This window comes from Bradyrhizobium sediminis (assembly GCF_018736105.1).
Taxonomy (GTDB): Bacteria; Pseudomonadota; Alphaproteobacteria; order Rhizobiales; family Xanthobacteraceae; genus Bradyrhizobium.
Genome location: NZ_CP076135.1, coordinates 4,994,328 through 5,008,016 on the forward strand (window position 1 = coordinate 4,994,328; position 13,689 = coordinate 5,008,016).

The 13,689-nt window shown below is 64.2% G+C and carries 14 protein-coding genes; 8 read left to right on the plus strand and 6 right to left on the minus strand.

The window, feature by feature from the left end:
* Window positions 1-5 precede the first annotated feature (5 nt).
* Window positions 6-671 (minus strand): Crp/Fnr family transcriptional regulator, encoded by a 666-nt coding sequence (locus tag KMZ68_RS23860; RefSeq protein WP_215613563.1) that lies wholly within the window; start codon window positions 669-671, stop codon window positions 6-8.
* Between the two features lie 374 nt (window positions 672-1,045).
* On the opposite strand from KMZ68_RS23860, the gene KMZ68_RS23865 reads away from it, so the two are divergent.
* From KMZ68_RS23865 to KMZ68_RS23900, 8 genes are all read left to right on the plus strand, one after another.
* Window positions 1,046-2,164, plus strand: a complete 1,119-nt coding sequence (locus KMZ68_RS23865; protein WP_215613564.1) for a cyclic nucleotide-gated ion channel — start codon at window positions 1,046-1,048, stop codon at window positions 2,162-2,164.
* A gap of 29 nt (window positions 2,165-2,193) precedes the next feature.
* Window positions 2,194-2,979 carry an enoyl-CoA hydratase/isomerase family protein gene (locus KMZ68_RS23870; protein ID WP_215613565.1) on the plus strand — a complete coding sequence of 262 codons (786 nt, stop codon included), beginning with the start codon at window positions 2,194-2,196 and terminating at the stop codon, window positions 2,977-2,979.
* A gap of 180 nt (window positions 2,980-3,159) precedes the next feature.
* Window positions 3,160-3,894, plus strand: coding sequence for a LuxR family transcriptional regulator (locus KMZ68_RS23875; protein WP_215613566.1), 735 nt, complete (start codon window positions 3,160-3,162; stop codon window positions 3,892-3,894).
* Window positions 3,895-3,976: 82 nt separating this feature from the next.
* Complete coding sequence (locus tag KMZ68_RS23880; protein WP_215613567.1) at window positions 3,977-4,660, plus strand: acyl-homoserine-lactone synthase; 684 nt, start codon at window positions 3,977-3,979, stop codon at window positions 4,658-4,660.
* Window positions 4,661-4,705: 45 nt separating this feature from the next.
* Entirely contained in the window at window positions 4,706-4,891 is a 186-nt protein-coding gene (locus KMZ68_RS23885) for a hypothetical protein (RefSeq protein WP_215613568.1), read from the plus strand.
* Window positions 4,892-4,899: 8 nt separating this feature from the next.
* Complete coding sequence (locus KMZ68_RS23890) at window positions 4,900-5,124, plus strand: hypothetical protein (RefSeq protein ID WP_215613569.1); 225 nt, start codon at window positions 4,900-4,902, stop codon at window positions 5,122-5,124.
* 54 nt (window positions 5,125-5,178) lie between these two features.
* On the plus strand, window positions 5,179-6,012 hold the full coding sequence (locus KMZ68_RS23895) for a universal stress protein (protein ID WP_215613570.1): 834 nt from the start codon (window positions 5,179-5,181) through the stop codon (window positions 6,010-6,012).
* Window positions 6,013-7,242, plus strand: coding sequence for an APC family permease (locus KMZ68_RS23900; RefSeq protein ID WP_215613571.1), 1,230 nt, complete (start codon window positions 6,013-6,015; stop codon window positions 7,240-7,242). It begins immediately after the preceding gene.
* Between the two features lie 3 nt (window positions 7,243-7,245).
* Here the strand turns inward: KMZ68_RS23900 and KMZ68_RS23905 are convergent, their stop codons facing one another.
* From KMZ68_RS23905 to KMZ68_RS23925, 5 genes are all read right to left on the minus strand, one after another.
* The gene (locus KMZ68_RS23905; protein WP_215613572.1) at window positions 7,246-7,968 is read right to left on the minus strand and encodes a nitroreductase; all 723 of its coding nucleotides are present in this window, start codon (window positions 7,966-7,968) and stop codon (window positions 7,246-7,248) included.
* Window positions 7,969-7,970: 2 nt separating this feature from the next.
* Entirely contained in the window at window positions 7,971-9,215 is a 1,245-nt protein-coding gene (locus KMZ68_RS23910) for an acyl-CoA dehydrogenase (protein WP_215613573.1), read from the minus strand.
* Between the two features lie 148 nt (window positions 9,216-9,363).
* Window positions 9,364-10,611, minus strand: a complete 1,248-nt coding sequence (locus KMZ68_RS23915; protein ID WP_215613574.1) for an acyl-CoA dehydrogenase — start codon at window positions 10,609-10,611, stop codon at window positions 9,364-9,366.
* A gap of 24 nt (window positions 10,612-10,635) precedes the next feature.
* Window positions 10,636-11,763, minus strand: coding sequence for an acyl-CoA dehydrogenase family protein (locus KMZ68_RS23920; protein ID WP_215613575.1), 1,128 nt, complete (start codon window positions 11,761-11,763; stop codon window positions 10,636-10,638).
* A gap of 27 nt (window positions 11,764-11,790) precedes the next feature.
* Window positions 11,791-13,665 (minus strand): AMP-binding protein, encoded by a 1,875-nt coding sequence (locus KMZ68_RS23925; protein ID WP_215613576.1) that lies wholly within the window; start codon window positions 13,663-13,665, stop codon window positions 11,791-11,793.
* Between the last annotated feature and the right edge of the window lie 24 nt (window positions 13,666-13,689).

A 13,689-nucleotide genomic window follows, 5' to 3' on the forward strand; every position in this document is an offset into this window, starting at 1 on the left:
GACCTTCAAGCCGGCTTTGCGGCAGCGGCGGCCGCCGTCTGCTCCGCCAGCCGCTGCTCCAGCTTGTCGATGTTCTGAAACAGCCGGGCGCTGGCGAGGCGGAGAAAATAGAAGCCGAACGCCGGATTCTGCACGTAGAGCTCCTCGACCTTGGTGTAGCTGACGCTCAGGATCGTGCCGGCCTCGATGCATTCCAGCGTCTGGGTTCGCATGTTCGACGGCGACAGCATGCCGAGTTCGCCGACGATGGCGCCGACCGGAAATTCGATGCCGGACTCGACCAGATGGAAGCGGCCGCTGACGATGTAGAGCATGTCCTCGGCCTTTTCGTCCTTGTAGAACAGCACTTCGCCGGCGGCGCATTTGCGCTCGGTCATGAACGGCTTCAGCCATTCCATCGACAGGTCGCTGTTGACCGATTTCTTGACGTCGCGCACCAGCTGCAGCATCTGGTGCAACCGATAGCCGTTGAGCACCAGCACCACCGACTGCACTCCGATGATCAGGTAATTATGGCTCGGGATCGCGGTCCCGATCAGCACGAGGTTGGTGCAAATGCCGAGCACCCTCAGAGGGATCATCGTCCGCATCGTGGTGGTCGCGACGACGAAGACCGATGCGAACAAGGCGCCTGCGGTGCCGGCGTGTTCTGCGATATGTGAGGTATCCATTGGAAGCCAACCAGCTTTTTAAGGAGTGAATGTTTTGTAGGGATCGTCTTCGAGCGCGCCCGTCATCGTAATGTCGGCAGGGAGCTTTTGATATACGGAGAAAAGGCGACGTTTGGTCCGGGATTCTGACTCGTCACGGCAAAAAATCCCGCATTGGCGGATATCCGGACCGATGCCGGTTCCTCCGGCCGAGGCTTGCATTCGGTGACCGGGCCGCGCCGGGGCCGGCACCGCGCGAAACGCCACGGACCGGGCCGATAACGCTGTTTCCCGCGCCTCGTTGACGGCCTCCCCCCGCCCGGGCACTTTGTGGGCCGGCCACGCCCCGCATGGCCATATCAGGCTCTTTTCGCACCGACAGGCGCCGCCTCCCGATGTCCAAGCCGCTTGTTTCCCCAGTGCTGGCGGAATTCGTCGCCGCAACGGCCGGCCGCAACATGACCAGGGCGGCCTATGCCGCGGTTGCGACCGGCATCGGCATGATGCTTCTGCTGACGGTCGATCCGGCCTACCAGGCGGCGCATCACTGGGTCGACGCGGTGCTGTGGGCGTGCCTGTCCTTCTTCGTGTTCGAATGGGTGGTGCGGCTTCGCCACGCCGTTCTGGCGCACCGCGGACTGGCCTATGCGATCTCCGGCCGCGGGCTGGTGGACGCGGTTTCCGCCGCGGCAGTGCCGCTGGCCCTGTCCCTTGGCGCGGATCCCCAATCGGGGTGGCTGCTGGGCGTGTTCTGGATGTTCAAGCTGGTGCCCGGGATTCCCGGTTTGCGGCAGTTGCGCCGGGTGCTGGTGGTGGAATCCGGTTCGCTGCTGAGCGTGCTGGTGATTTTCCTGATGGTGCTGTTTCTTTCTTCGGTGGCGGTGCATTTCCTGGAACGCGACGCCCAGCCGGTCGCCTTCGGCAGCGTGCCCGCGACCTTGTGGTGGGCGGTCGTCACCCTGACCACCGTGGGATACGGCGACGTGGTGCCGATCACGCCGCTCGGACGGCTGGTCGCAGCTTTTGTCATGATCTGCGGACTCGGCGTGTTCGGGCTCTGGACCGGCATCCTCGCCACCGGATTTGCCGCGGAGACCCGCCGCGACAATTTCCTGAAAACCTGGGAAACGGTGAGCAAGGTGCCATTCTTCGCCGCGCTCGGCCCGTCCGCGATCGCCGACGTGACCCATATGCTGCGCACCATGGACCTGCCGTCGCGCACCATGATCATCCGCAAGGGCAAGACCGGCGACTGCATGTATTTCATCGCCGACGGCGAGGTCGAGGTCGATCTGCCGGGCAAGAAGGTGACGCTCGGAGCCGGCTCGTTCTTCGGCGAGATGGCGCTGCTCGGCAACAATCTGCGTACCGCCAATATCACCACCACGCGGGTCTCGAAGCTCTTGGTGCTCGATCTCGTCGACTTCCGCATGCTGATGGCGCGGCATCCCGACCTCGCCGAGACCATCGACGCCGAAGCGAAGCGGCGGGCGCTGGAAAACAAATACAAATAATGGAGAAGCCGAAAATAATGGAGAAGCCGATGTCCGGATCCGCCGAAACGGCGAGCACGCCGCTGTTCGAGATCAACGGCGCGCGCGCCACCATCCGCCTCAACCGCCCGAAGCATCTGAACCGGCTGCAGCCGGACGACCTCGACGCGCTGATGGAGCTGTTCGACCGGATCGAGGCCGATCCCGCCGTCAGGGTGCTGGTGCTCACCGGCACCGGCCGCGCCTTCAGCGCCGGCTACGATCTCAACTCGGTCGCGGCGCGCGCCACCAGCGCCGTCGAACAGAGGAGCGCCGGATCGGCCTTCGAGGTCGTCGTCAACCGGCTGGAGGACCTTGCCGTGCCGACGATCTGCCGGCTCAACGGCGGCGTCTATGGCGGCGCCACCGATCTGGCGCTGGCCTGCGATTTCCGCATCGGCGTCGACTCTTGCGAGATGTTCATGCCGGCGGCAAGACTCGGATTGCATTATTACAAGAGCGGCATCAAGCGCTACGTGTCGCGGCTCGGCGCCGACAACGCCAGGAAGCTGTTCCTGACCGCCGAGAAGATCGGCGCCGCCGAGATGCTGCGGATCGGCTACCTCACCGCGATGGCGCCGGTCGAGGCGCTGGATCGGGAAGTCGACAGGCTGGCGACGGTGCTGGCCGGCAACGCGCCGGTCGCGATGCGCGGCATGAAGCGCGCCATCAACGAGTTCGCCCATGGCAGGCTGGATGAAGACGCCGCCGACCAACGCGCCCGCGAGAGCATGCGCAGCGCCGAGATCAAGGAAGGCATCCGGGCGTTTTCGGAAAAGCGTCCGCCGAAATTCTAGCGTACGGTCCTTGCGAGGGATGCAGCCTCGCGCCGGCGGATGCAAGGCACCGGACCGTGCGATTTTACCCGCGCGGCGCCGTTAGCCGAATGACATCCCCCGCCGCGACGTTTTGCGATTGACTTGGGATTGACTTGGGGTTTTCGATGCTTAGCCTCACCCGTGGGGCGGGAGGCTTGAATGCAGGCTGTGGAACCATATTGGGGACGGCAGGCGCTCGATTTCGTCGACGCGATCGAGGCGTCGAAGACGACCGCGAGCGTGATTTCGCAGTTCGAGCGAATGATCGCCAAGCTCGGCTTCCACGCCTACATCATGGCGGGGATTCCGACATCGGGGCAATCGCTCGAGCAATTGACGATCGCGAACGGCTGGCCGGCGGAATGGTTCGAATTGTACAACCGCGAAAACCTGAGCGCGGTCGATCCCGTTCCGCGGCATTGCTTCAGTACCCTGAACCCGTTCGAGTGGAAGGATGCGCCCTACGATCCGGAGTTCGATCGGCCCGCGCACCGGGTGATGACACGCGCCCGCGATTTCCGGTTTCACGAAGGCTTCTGCATCCCGATCCATTACGACGACGCCACCGGCGCCATCAGCATCGCGGGCGAACGTCCTTATCTCGATCCGGAAACCAAGAGCGCGCTTCACCTGATGAGCGTGTTCACCCATGGCAGGCTTCGGGCGCTTTCCAGGCCGAGCCCGGCCACCTCCGGCCGGCGGCTCTCCGACATCGAAGCCGAGGTGCTGCGCTGGGCAGCGCGGGGAAAGACCGCCTGGGAGACCAGCCAGATCCTTCACATTTCGGAGCGCAACGTACGCTGGCACATCGAGGAAGCGCAGCGAAAATTGATGACGAAGAACAAAACCGCCACCGTAGCGATGGCGCTTGTCAACCGGGAAATCCTGCTCTGAACTGGGAGTTCTTCCAGTAGATCAATTTTAGTTCATCGGCATGCTGACCGCCTGATCGAATCCCGATCAAGCGGTGAGCCCGATGCCCGAAATTCACGTCGTCCGAAAAGACAACCGGCATCTCTATCAGGAATACTTCGACCCGTATTTCCGGTGGCGCCACGAGATCTATGTCAAGCAGCGCAAATGGATGGCGCTCGATCGTCCGGACGGCCGCGAGATCGACCAGTTCGACACCGAAGATGCGGTCTATCTGTTCGCCATCGACAACGGCCAGTTGATCGGCGGCATGCGCGCGCTGCCGACGCTGGCGCCGACCCTGATGAGCGACATCTTCCCCTACCTCAACATCCGCGGGCCGGTCCGACGATCCGACGTGTACGAATTATCGCGGATCTTCGTCATTCCGGAACGCCGTGGAGAGCATGCCGGACCACGTGTGGAAATGCTGCTGCTGACCGCGATCATGGAATACGGCATCAGCGTCGGGCTGACCGGCTTCACCATTGTGCTGGAGTCGTGGTGGCTTCCCCGGTTCGAGCGCTGCGGCTGGAGGGCGCATCCGCTCGGTCTGCCGCAGATGATCGACGGCATGTCGGTGCTGGCCGTGCTGGTCGATTGCGATGACGCGACGTGGAAATCGCTTTGCGGCCAGATCGGCTTGACGCGACCGACGCTGACATGGCGCGGACTGGCCGGAATCAATCGCCTGGCGCTGCCGGAAATTTCGATTCCCGTTCCGTCAACCGCTCCGCCAGCGCGATGAGTGCATCGGGATGCTATTCATTGCTGACATATTGGATTTAACGCTGTGACTGAACCTTCGCTCGACAGGATCATAGAACGCCTGCAATCCTGCATCGATGACTCCAGAGATATGCAACTCAAGATGTTGGAGCGGATTTTGTCAATAGCGCTGCTCCAAGCCCATGATGATAAAGACGAATCTGATGACGACGACGGCCGCTATTGCTGCCGTATCAGCCCGCGCCGTTGAAGACGTGAATGCAGGCGATGAGGCGTTCGGCCGATAGCGGCGAGCCGCCCGCCCTGGACGAATGCCGAAGCCGCGACGCGCGGCCGACCGACCGCATCCGCGGCGACGAAGTCGAGCAGGGCATCGTGTCGTCCCGCAAACCTAATCCGCCCAAAAAATCAGTGCGTGATCTTTCTTTCTTGAGCCGTTATGTCGCACAGACGGGCTTAGGCGGTATCGATCTATTGAGATAGATCAACCCTCGCACCCGCCGAAACACTCTACTGCGGGCTCGATAGGAGACAGGCATGGCGTTCAAAGATATTCTTGTCGCGCTCAACAGTTACCCCGACCCGACGCCGGTTTCGGCGGTCGAGGATGCGGTTTCGGTCGCCGCGGCGCTCGGCGCGCATCTCGCGGCGCTTTCTTGCGAGACCCGGGTTCAGTTGCCGGGGCACTTCGTCTCGGCCTCGATGGTCAGCGGCATGATCGCGGCCGAAACCGGCAAGAGCCGGAAGAACGCCCACGACCTGCTGGCCGCGTTCGATGCGGCCGCGCAGAAAGCCGGCATCCTGCATGAGACGATCCTCGAGAAATGCCTCACGCTGGAGGTCCCGGATATCCTGGTGGAATATGCGCGGCTTCGCGACCTGACCATCCTGCCGATGCCCGCGGCTTCCGATCAATGGTACGCCGAAGCCATCATATTCGGATCGGGCAGGCCGACCCTGATCCTGCCGGAGAACCCGAAGCGCCGGCCGTTCCAGCTCGGGACGGTGGCAGTGGCCTGGGATTTCAGCCGCGCGGCGGCGCGAGCGATTTCCGACGCCCTGCCGATGCTCGAACTGGCGAAGCAGGTGCGCATCGTGACGGTCGTCAATGAAAAGGCGCTCGACACCAAGCGTTCCGACGAGGAGGTGGCCAAGAACCTGGCCCGGCACGGCATCAATGTCGTGTTGGACAAGGTCGACGCCAAGGGAAAATCGATCGGCGAAGTGCTCGAATCCTACACCTCGTCGCAAACTGCGGATTTGCTGGTGATGGGTGCATATGGACACACGAGGCTGCGCGAGTTCGTGCTGGGCGGCGCGACCCGGAGCCTGTTGTCGAAGCCGCCGCTGCCGATCCTGTTCTCGCATTAAATGACGGCCGATCCGCCGGCCGGGAGCGCGGTGCCGTTGCGGCGCCGGCTGGGTCTGCCGCTGCTGGTGCTGTATGGGACCGGCATCACGATCGGCGCCGGCATCTACGTATTGATCGGCGAGGTTGCCGGCCACGCCGGCACCTTTGCGCCATGGTCGTTCGTGCTTGCCGCGGCGGTGATGGCGCTGACGGTGGCGTCGTACGCCGAATTGTCGACCCGCTTTCCGGTCAGCGCCGGCGAGGCGGCCTATGTGATGGCGGCCTTCCAGTCCCGGGCCTTCGCTACCGCAGTCGGCCTGTTGTCCGTCGCCATCGGCGTGATTTCCTCGGCCGCCGTTGCGCTCGGCTCGGTCGGCTACATCCAGCAATTCATCCCCCTGCCGCAATATCTGATCGCGCTGGCCGTGCTGGCGCTGCTCGGCGGCGTCGCGGCATGGGGCATTCTGGAATCCGTCGTGCTGGCGAGCCTGTTCACCCTGATCGAGGTCGGCGGGTTGCTCATCGTCATCCTGGCTGCGGTCTCCAATGATCTGCCGTTCGCCGCGGCAATCACCACCCTGCCGCCCATCAGCACCACCGCGCTGTCGGGCATTGCCTTCGGCGGGCTGCTCGCCTTCTTTGCCTTCATCGGCTTCGAAGATCTCGCCAACATCGTCGAGGAAGCCCGGGTGCCGCACCGCGACATTCCGCGCGCCATGGTGTTGACGCTGCTGATCTCGACGGTGCTGTACGTGCTGGTAGCCGCGATCGCGGTCAGCGCGGTTCCCACCGGGCGGCTGGCCTCGTCCACCGCCCCACTCAGCCTGGTGTTCCGCGAAGTCGCCGGCGTCAGCCCGGCGACGATCAGCGCGATCGCCATCGTGGCGACACTGAATACGATCCTGGCGCAAATGACGATGGCGGCGCGGGTGATCTACGGCCTCGCGCGCGAAGGCAGCCTGCCCGCCTTTTTCGCCCGGGTGAACCCGCGCACGCGCACGCCGTTACCCGCCACCGCATTCGTGGTGCTGGCGATCGTTCCGCTGGCATTGCTGGTGCCGCTGACGCCGCTGGCGGAGCTTACGTCACTGGCGACGCTTGCGGTATTTGCGGTCGTCAATCTTGCCCTGTTGTGGCTTCGCTGGCGTGGAGTGGAATCGCTCGTTCCCCATGTCACGGTTCCGACCTGGGTGCCCGCGATCGGACTTGCGACCTGCATTGCCATGATCGCGCATGCGCTGCTGCCATGACGGCTATTCGTCGAAGAAAGTGACGGTGTCGGCAATGCCGGCGCGCGAAGTCCGGTAGCTGTTGACCTTGTGGGCATGATCCGCATAGCCGAATGAGATGCCGCAGACCACCCGGCGGTCGTCGCCGAGCTTGAAGTGGCTGCGGATCAAGCCGGAATGCCGCGCCAATGCCGCCTGCGGAATCGTGCCGAGGCCGAGCGCCTGGGCAGCCAGCATGAAGTTGCCGACATAGGCGCCGCAATCGACGGCGCCGTAAACCCCGAGCGGCTCGTCGGTATGAACGATCGCGACATGCGGCGCGCCGAAGAAATTGTAGTTCTCCAGCGCCTGCTTCGCGTAGGCCGCCTTGTCGCCGCGCGCGATGCCGAGCGTGTTGTAGAGCTGGAAGCCGCTCTCGCGCCGCCGCTCCAGGTAGACGCCGCGATATTCCCGCGGCGGCGGAAAATCATGGCCGTCCTCGGCGCCGGAAGCCGCTTCCTTGTAGATCAGCTTGCGGAAGCGCTCCTTGGCTTCGCCGCTTGCGATCAAGACCTGCCATGGCTGGCTGTTGCACCATGATGCCGTCCGTTGCGCCACCGTGAGCACATGCTCGATAGTCTCACGGGGAACCGGCTGCGGCAGGAAGGCGCGGACCGAATAGCGCTCGTTCAGGAGTTCCTCGAGCACGCCGATGCGGTCCTCGGCCGTATAGCGCGCTCCTGGCGCCTTCGCAGCGGCATCTGCCATGTCTAGCGCCCCTTGGTCGGGATTTTGTTGAACGGCACGTCCTTGTCGACGCGGATATCGCCGGGCAGTCCCAGCACGCGCTCGGCGATGATGTTGCGGAGAATTTCATCGGTGCCGCCGGCGATGCGGGTGCCGGGCGCGCTCAGCAGCATCTGCTGGAACTGGCCCGCGGTCGCCTCCTCCGCCGCGCCGGTGAGGGCGCCGGCGGCGCCCTGCAGGTCCATGGCATAGGCCGCGATGTCCTGCAGCATGACGCCGGCGACCAGCTTGCCGATCGAGTTCTCCGGACCGGGGCGCTCGCCCTTGGAGAGCGCCGATACCGCGCGATAGCTGGTGTATTTCAGCCCGCTCGCCTTCACCGCCCAGCTCGCGAGTTTCGAGCGGGTGGCGCGATCGTCGATCGCAGGGCCGTCCTCCGTCATCAGACTGGAGCAGAACTCGAACAATTCAGGAAATCCGGTCGCGAGCCGCGCGCCGATCGACATCCGTTCGTTCATCAGCGTGGTGAGCGACACGTTCCAGCCGTCGCCGACATTGCCGAGACGCTGGCTGTCGGGAATGACGACGTCGGTGAAATAGACTTCGTTGAACTCCTGCATGCCGTTGGCCTGCTTGATCGGCCGCACCTCGACGCCTTTGCTCTTCATGTCGAGGAAGAACATGGTCAGGCCCTTGTGCTTCGGCACATTGGGGTCGGTACGCGTGATCAGCAGGCCGTAGTCGGAGTAATGCGCGCCGGAGGTCCAGATCTTCTGGCCGTTGACGATCCAGTTGTCGCCCTTCTTCTCCGCACGGGTGCGCAGGCCGGCAACGTCGGAACCGCCCGCCGGCTCCGAAAACAGCTGGCACCAGATCTGTTCACCGGAGGCGAGCTTCGGCAGATAGTGGCGCTTGTGCTCCTCGCTGCCGAAGGCCATCACGGTCGGGCCGCACATGCCCTCGCCGATCTGGAACGGCTGCGTCAGCTTGCCATAGACGCCCTCTTCCTGCTGCCAGATCACCCTCTCGATCGGCGTGGCGCCGCGCCCGCCATATTCCTTCGGCCAGTGCAGGCAGGCCCAGCCGCCATCGGCCTTCTTCTTCTGCCAGGCCTTGCCGACCTCGACGATGTCGTCGTTCTGCAGCCGGATGCGGCCGAGCGAGGATTTGGAAAGCTCCGCCTCGTACTGCTTCGGCGCGTTGGCGGCGATCCACTTGCGGGCCTCGGCGCGGAACGCGGCTTCCTGCGGGGTATCATCGAAATTCATGGCGAACCTCTCAAGTTTCCAATCTTTGCATCAATCTCAAACCCTCATGGTGAGGAGGCGCGCAAGCGCCGTCTCGAACCATGTGGCCCGTGGCCCATCCTTCGAGACGCCACGCTTCGCGTGGCTCCTCAGGATGAGGTCATATTCGTTATCCCCGTCCCTTGGTCGGTATCTTGTTGAACGGCACGTCCTTGTCGACCCTGATGTCGCCGGGCAGGCCGAGCACGCGCTCGGCGATGATGTTGCGCATGATCTCGTCGGTGCCGCCTTCGACGCGGGTGCCGGGGGCGCGCAGGAGCATGGCCTGGAATTTACCGGTGGCCTCGGCATCCTCGGGGCCGCTCAACACGCCGGCCGCACCCTGCAGGTCCAGCGCATAGGCCGCGACGTCCTGGATCATCGAACCCGCGACCAGCTTGCCGATCGAATTCTCCGGCCCCGGGCGTTCGCCCTTCGACAGCGCCGAGATCGCGCGCATGCTGGTGTATTTCAGCCCGCTCGCCTTCACCGCCCAGTTGGCGAGTTTGGAGCGTACATTGCGGTCTTCGATCGCAGGACCATCGTCCAGCATCAGGCCGTTACAGAACTCGAACAGCTCCGGAAAACCGGTCGAGACGCCGGCGCCGATCGACATCCGCTCGTTCATCAGCGTGGTCAGCGACACGTTCCAACCGTCATTGACGGCGCCGAGCCGCTGCGAATCCGGGATCCTCACGTCGGTGAAGTAAACTTCGTTGAAGTCGGACGCGCCGTTGGCCTGCTTGATCGGCTTCACTTCGACGCCGGGGCTCTTCATGTCCAGGAAGAACATGGTGAGGCCCTTGTGCTTGGCGACGTTGGGATCGGTGCGCGTCAGCAGGATGCCGTAGTCCGAGTAATGCGCGCCCGAGGTCCAGATCTTCTGGCCGTTGATGATCCAGTCGTCGCCCTTCTTCTCCGCGCGCGTGCGCAGGCCGGCGACGTCGGAACCGCCGGCGGGTTCGGAAAACAACTGGCACCAGATCTTTTCGCCCGAGGCGAGCGGCGGCAGGTATTTGCGCTTCTGGTCCTCGCCGGCAAAGGCCATCATGGTCGGGCCGCACATGCCGTGGCCAATGATGAACATGCCGGAGAGCTTGCCGAACGGGCCCTCTTCCTGCTGCCAGATCACGCGCTCGATCGGCGACGCACCCCGCCCGCCATATTCCTTCGGCCAGTGCAGGCAGGCCCAGCCGGAATCGGCCTTCTTCTTCTGCCAGACTTTTGCCACTTCGAGGATATTGGCGCCCTTGAGCTGGGTGCGGCCCAGCGAGGACTTGCGCAACTCTTCCTCGTACTGCTTCGGCGCGTTGGCGGCGATCCAGGCCTTCGCCTCGGCGCGGAACGCGGCCTCCTGCGGGGTGTCATCGAAGTTCATGGACGTTGTCCTTTGTGAGACTTGTTACGCCGCGTTCCGCTTGCGCATGCGGTCGATCAACGCGTCTTCCCAATAAGACAGGCTGCCGAGCCCGAGCGCGGTGGCGTTGGCGCGGCGGTAGTACATGTGGCAGTCGAATTCCCAGGTGAAGCCCATGCCGCCATGCACCTGGATGTTGTTCTTGGCGCAATGCTGGAACGCCTGCGTCGCGCTGATGCGCGCAGCCGCAGCGGCCTCCGGCAGTTCCGACGCGTTGGTCGAGAGCGCCCAGGCGCCGTAGTAGCAATTCGAGCGCGCCAGCGTCGCCGAAACGTACATATCGGCGAGCATGTGTTTCACCGCCTGGAACGAGCCGATCGGCCGGCCGAAGGCGATGCGATCCAGCGCATAGTCGCGACCCATTTCCAGCGCGCGGTCGGCGCCGCCGACCTGTTCGAACGCCATCAGCACCGCGGCGCGGTCGAGCACCTGCGACAACACGCTCCAGCCCTCGCCGGCAGCCCCGAGCGGCTCGGCCTTGCAGTTCTTAAAAGTGAGTTCGGCCTGTCCGCGCGACGGATCGAGGCTGGTCAGCGCCTTGGCTTCGACGCCGCCGGCCTTCATGTCGACCAGGAACAGCGAGATATCGCTGTCGCGCCCCGTCGAGCCGGTGCGGGCAGCGACGATGGCGAAGTCGGCGATGGCGCCGTCGGGTACCGGCTTCTTGACGCCGTTGAGCGTGCCGCCGGCGGCCGCGAGCTTGATCGCTTCGGGCGAGGGATTGCCCTTGCCTTCGAACAGCGCCAGCGTGCCGATCGCCGAACCCGAGGCGATGGCGGGAAGCCACTTCTTCTTCTGCGCGGCGCTGCCGGCGATCAGGATCGCTTCGGCCGCGAGATAGACGGTCGAGGAAAACGGCACCGGCGCCAGCGCGCGGCCCATTTCTTCGGCGATTACGCAGAGCTCGAGATGGCCGGCGCCGGCGCCGCCGAATTCCTCGGGGATCGCGACGCCGAGGAAGCCCATCTCGGCAAGGCCCTGCCACAAATCCTTGTCATAACTGGCATTGCCGTCGAGCACGGTGCGCACCGCCTTCGGCGGGCACTTCTCAGCAAGGAATTTCCGCGCTTCGTCGCGCATCTGCTTCTGTTCGTCGGAAAAATCGAAGTTCATGTTGGCTACTCTTCTTGATGATGCGGTCTAGTTGAGGATGATGACGTCTTCGCCGGGCGGATCGGCATAGAGCCGTTCCACCAGCGCGGCGCGGCGCTCGAGCCCGGCGCGCTGATTGATGTAGCCCTTGTCGGTAAGCTCGTTGCCGTCGATCGAGGCCGGCTCGACCATCAGCATGGCGCGCGCCACGCGCATGCTGCTGGCGCCTTCGGTCGACTTGTTATGCGCTTCCAGCCCGCGCTTCAGGCAGGCGATCACTTCGGGATGCCTGACCACGTCCTCGTAGCTCGCATCCGGGTTGCCGGTGATCTGCCGGCAGGCGTGCAGATTGGGCCAGGCCAGCAATCCGACGAACGGGCGATCCTGCCCCGTGACCAGCGCGTCCTGCACCACCGGCGTGGCGGCAGCAATGGCGTCGGTACGCAAGGAGCCGACATGGACGAAGGTGCCGGTGGTGAGCTTGAAGTCCTCGACCACGCGGCCGGCGAAGATGATGCCCTGCAGCGGATCATTGGGATCGACGAACACGCCGGCGTCGCCGATGCAGTAGAAGCCTTCCTCGTCGAACGCGGCTTCGGTGAGATCGGGCCGGCCGAAATAGCCGGGCGTGACGTTGACTCCGCGCAGGCGCAATTCATATTTCGCGCCGACCGGCACCATCTTCAATTCGACGCCGGGGAACGGCAGCCCGATCAGGCCGACGCGCTCGGTGTTCCAATAGGTGCCGGTCGATGTCGGCGCGGTTTCGGTCGAACCCCAGCCGGTGTAGAACACGAGGCGCTCGCCGATGGCGCGCACCGCCAACGCCTGCATCCGGTCATAGAGATCGTCGGGCAGCCGCGCGCCGCCGTAGGCCATCAGGCCGAGATTCTTGAAAAAGCTGCGGCACAGCACGTCATCCTTCTCCATCGCTGCCGCGAGCGCGGCGTAGCCGGCGGGCACGTTGGCGTAATAGGTCGGCGAGATCTCGCGCAGGTTGCGCAGCGTCTCCTCGATCATGCCCGGCATCGGCCGGCCGTCGTCGATGTAGAGCGTGCCGCCTTCGGTCAGCACCGGATTGAACAGCGCATTGCCGCCCATGGTGTGATTCCACGGCATCCAGTCGAGATAGGTGGCGAGCGGCGCATTCGGATCGCGCGGCCGCACCTGCATCATCATCGCGGCGTTGGCGCACATCATCTGTTGGGTATTGATGACGGCCTTGGGCATGCCGGTGGAGCCGGAGGTGAACAGGAGTTTTCCCACCGTATCCGGCGTGATTTGCGCGATCGACTCCGCGACGTCCCCGGTCACCGGCGTCGCTGCGAGGTCGGCAAAGGCGACGCTCTTGATGCCTTCGCAGGGACGAGCGACATGGATGACGGTGACGCCGTCGAGATCGAGCGCCTTAAGCGCCTTCTCGAAGGCCGGGCCGTCCTGCACCATCACCACCCTCGGCCTGATCAGGTCGAACAGATATTTCAGTTTGACGTGATCGTGGCTCATCAGCGAATAGGCCGGCGACACGGGGGCAGCCGGTAGCCGCGCCTGCATCGCCGCCATCGTCATCAGCGCATGCTCGATCGAATTGCCTGACAGGATCGCGACCGGGCTGCCGGGCTCGAGCTTCATATCGAGCAGTCCCTGCGTCAGCCCGTCCACCGTGCGCTTGGCTTCGCCATAGGACAGCTTGCACCATTGCCGGTCGGCGCCGCCGCGTTGCGCCAGCCAGGTTCGCTCGGGCGCTTCGCTCGCCCATTTCGCCAGCGAGGCCGGGATATGTTTCTCGTAAGCCTTCAGCGGAATCCGCGACTTCAGGATGATGACGCCGTCGGGCCGCCGCTCGACCGCGATGTCGCGCTCCAGCCATTCGATCTTGCGAAAGCCTGGCTTGGTCAGCACCGCGGCGGCATTCCCATCCATTTTGCGTCTCCCGGAACTTGGCCT

Bases quoted from the DNA above. Each gene is read 5' to 3' on its own strand.
- KMZ68_RS23890 (WP_215613569.1), top strand. From the start codon at position 4,900: ATGCAGGCGATGAGGCGTTCGGCCGATAGCGGCGAGCCGCCCGCCCTG.
- KMZ68_RS23895 (WP_215613570.1), top strand. From the start codon at position 5,179: ATGGCGTTCAAAGATATTCTTGTCGCGCTCAACAGTTACCCCGACCCG.
- KMZ68_RS23865 (WP_215613564.1), top strand. From the start codon at position 1,046: ATGTCCAAGCCGCTTGTTTCCCCAGTGCTGGCGGAATTCGTCGCCGCA.
- KMZ68_RS23910 (WP_215613573.1), bottom strand. From the start codon at position 9,215: ATGAATTTCGATGATACCCCGCAGGAAGCCGCGTTCCGCGCCGAGGCC.
- KMZ68_RS23900 (WP_215613571.1), top strand. From the start codon at position 6,013: ATGACGGCCGATCCGCCGGCCGGGAGCGCGGTGCCGTTGCGGCGCCGG.
- KMZ68_RS23905 (WP_215613572.1), bottom strand. From the start codon at position 7,968: ATGGCAGATGCCGCTGCGAAGGCGCCAGGAGCGCGCTATACGGCCGAG.
- KMZ68_RS23860 (WP_215613563.1), bottom strand. From the start codon at position 671: ATGGATACCTCACATATCGCAGAACACGCCGGCACCGCAGGCGCCTTG.
- KMZ68_RS23875 (WP_215613566.1), top strand. From the start codon at position 3,160: ATGCAGGCTGTGGAACCATATTGGGGACGGCAGGCGCTCGATTTCGTC.
- KMZ68_RS23870 (WP_215613565.1), top strand. From the start codon at position 2,194: ATGTCCGGATCCGCCGAAACGGCGAGCACGCCGCTGTTCGAGATCAAC.
- KMZ68_RS23920 (WP_215613575.1), bottom strand. From the start codon at position 11,763: ATGAACTTCGATTTTTCCGACGAACAGAAGCAGATGCGCGACGAAGCG.
- KMZ68_RS23880 (WP_215613567.1), top strand. From the start codon at position 3,977: ATGCCCGAAATTCACGTCGTCCGAAAAGACAACCGGCATCTCTATCAG.
- KMZ68_RS23925 (WP_215613576.1), bottom strand. From the start codon at position 13,665: ATGGATGGGAATGCCGCCGCGGTGCTGACCAAGCCAGGCTTTCGCAAG.
- KMZ68_RS23915 (WP_215613574.1), bottom strand. From the start codon at position 10,611: ATGAACTTCGATGACACCCCGCAGGAGGCCGCGTTCCGCGCCGAGGCG.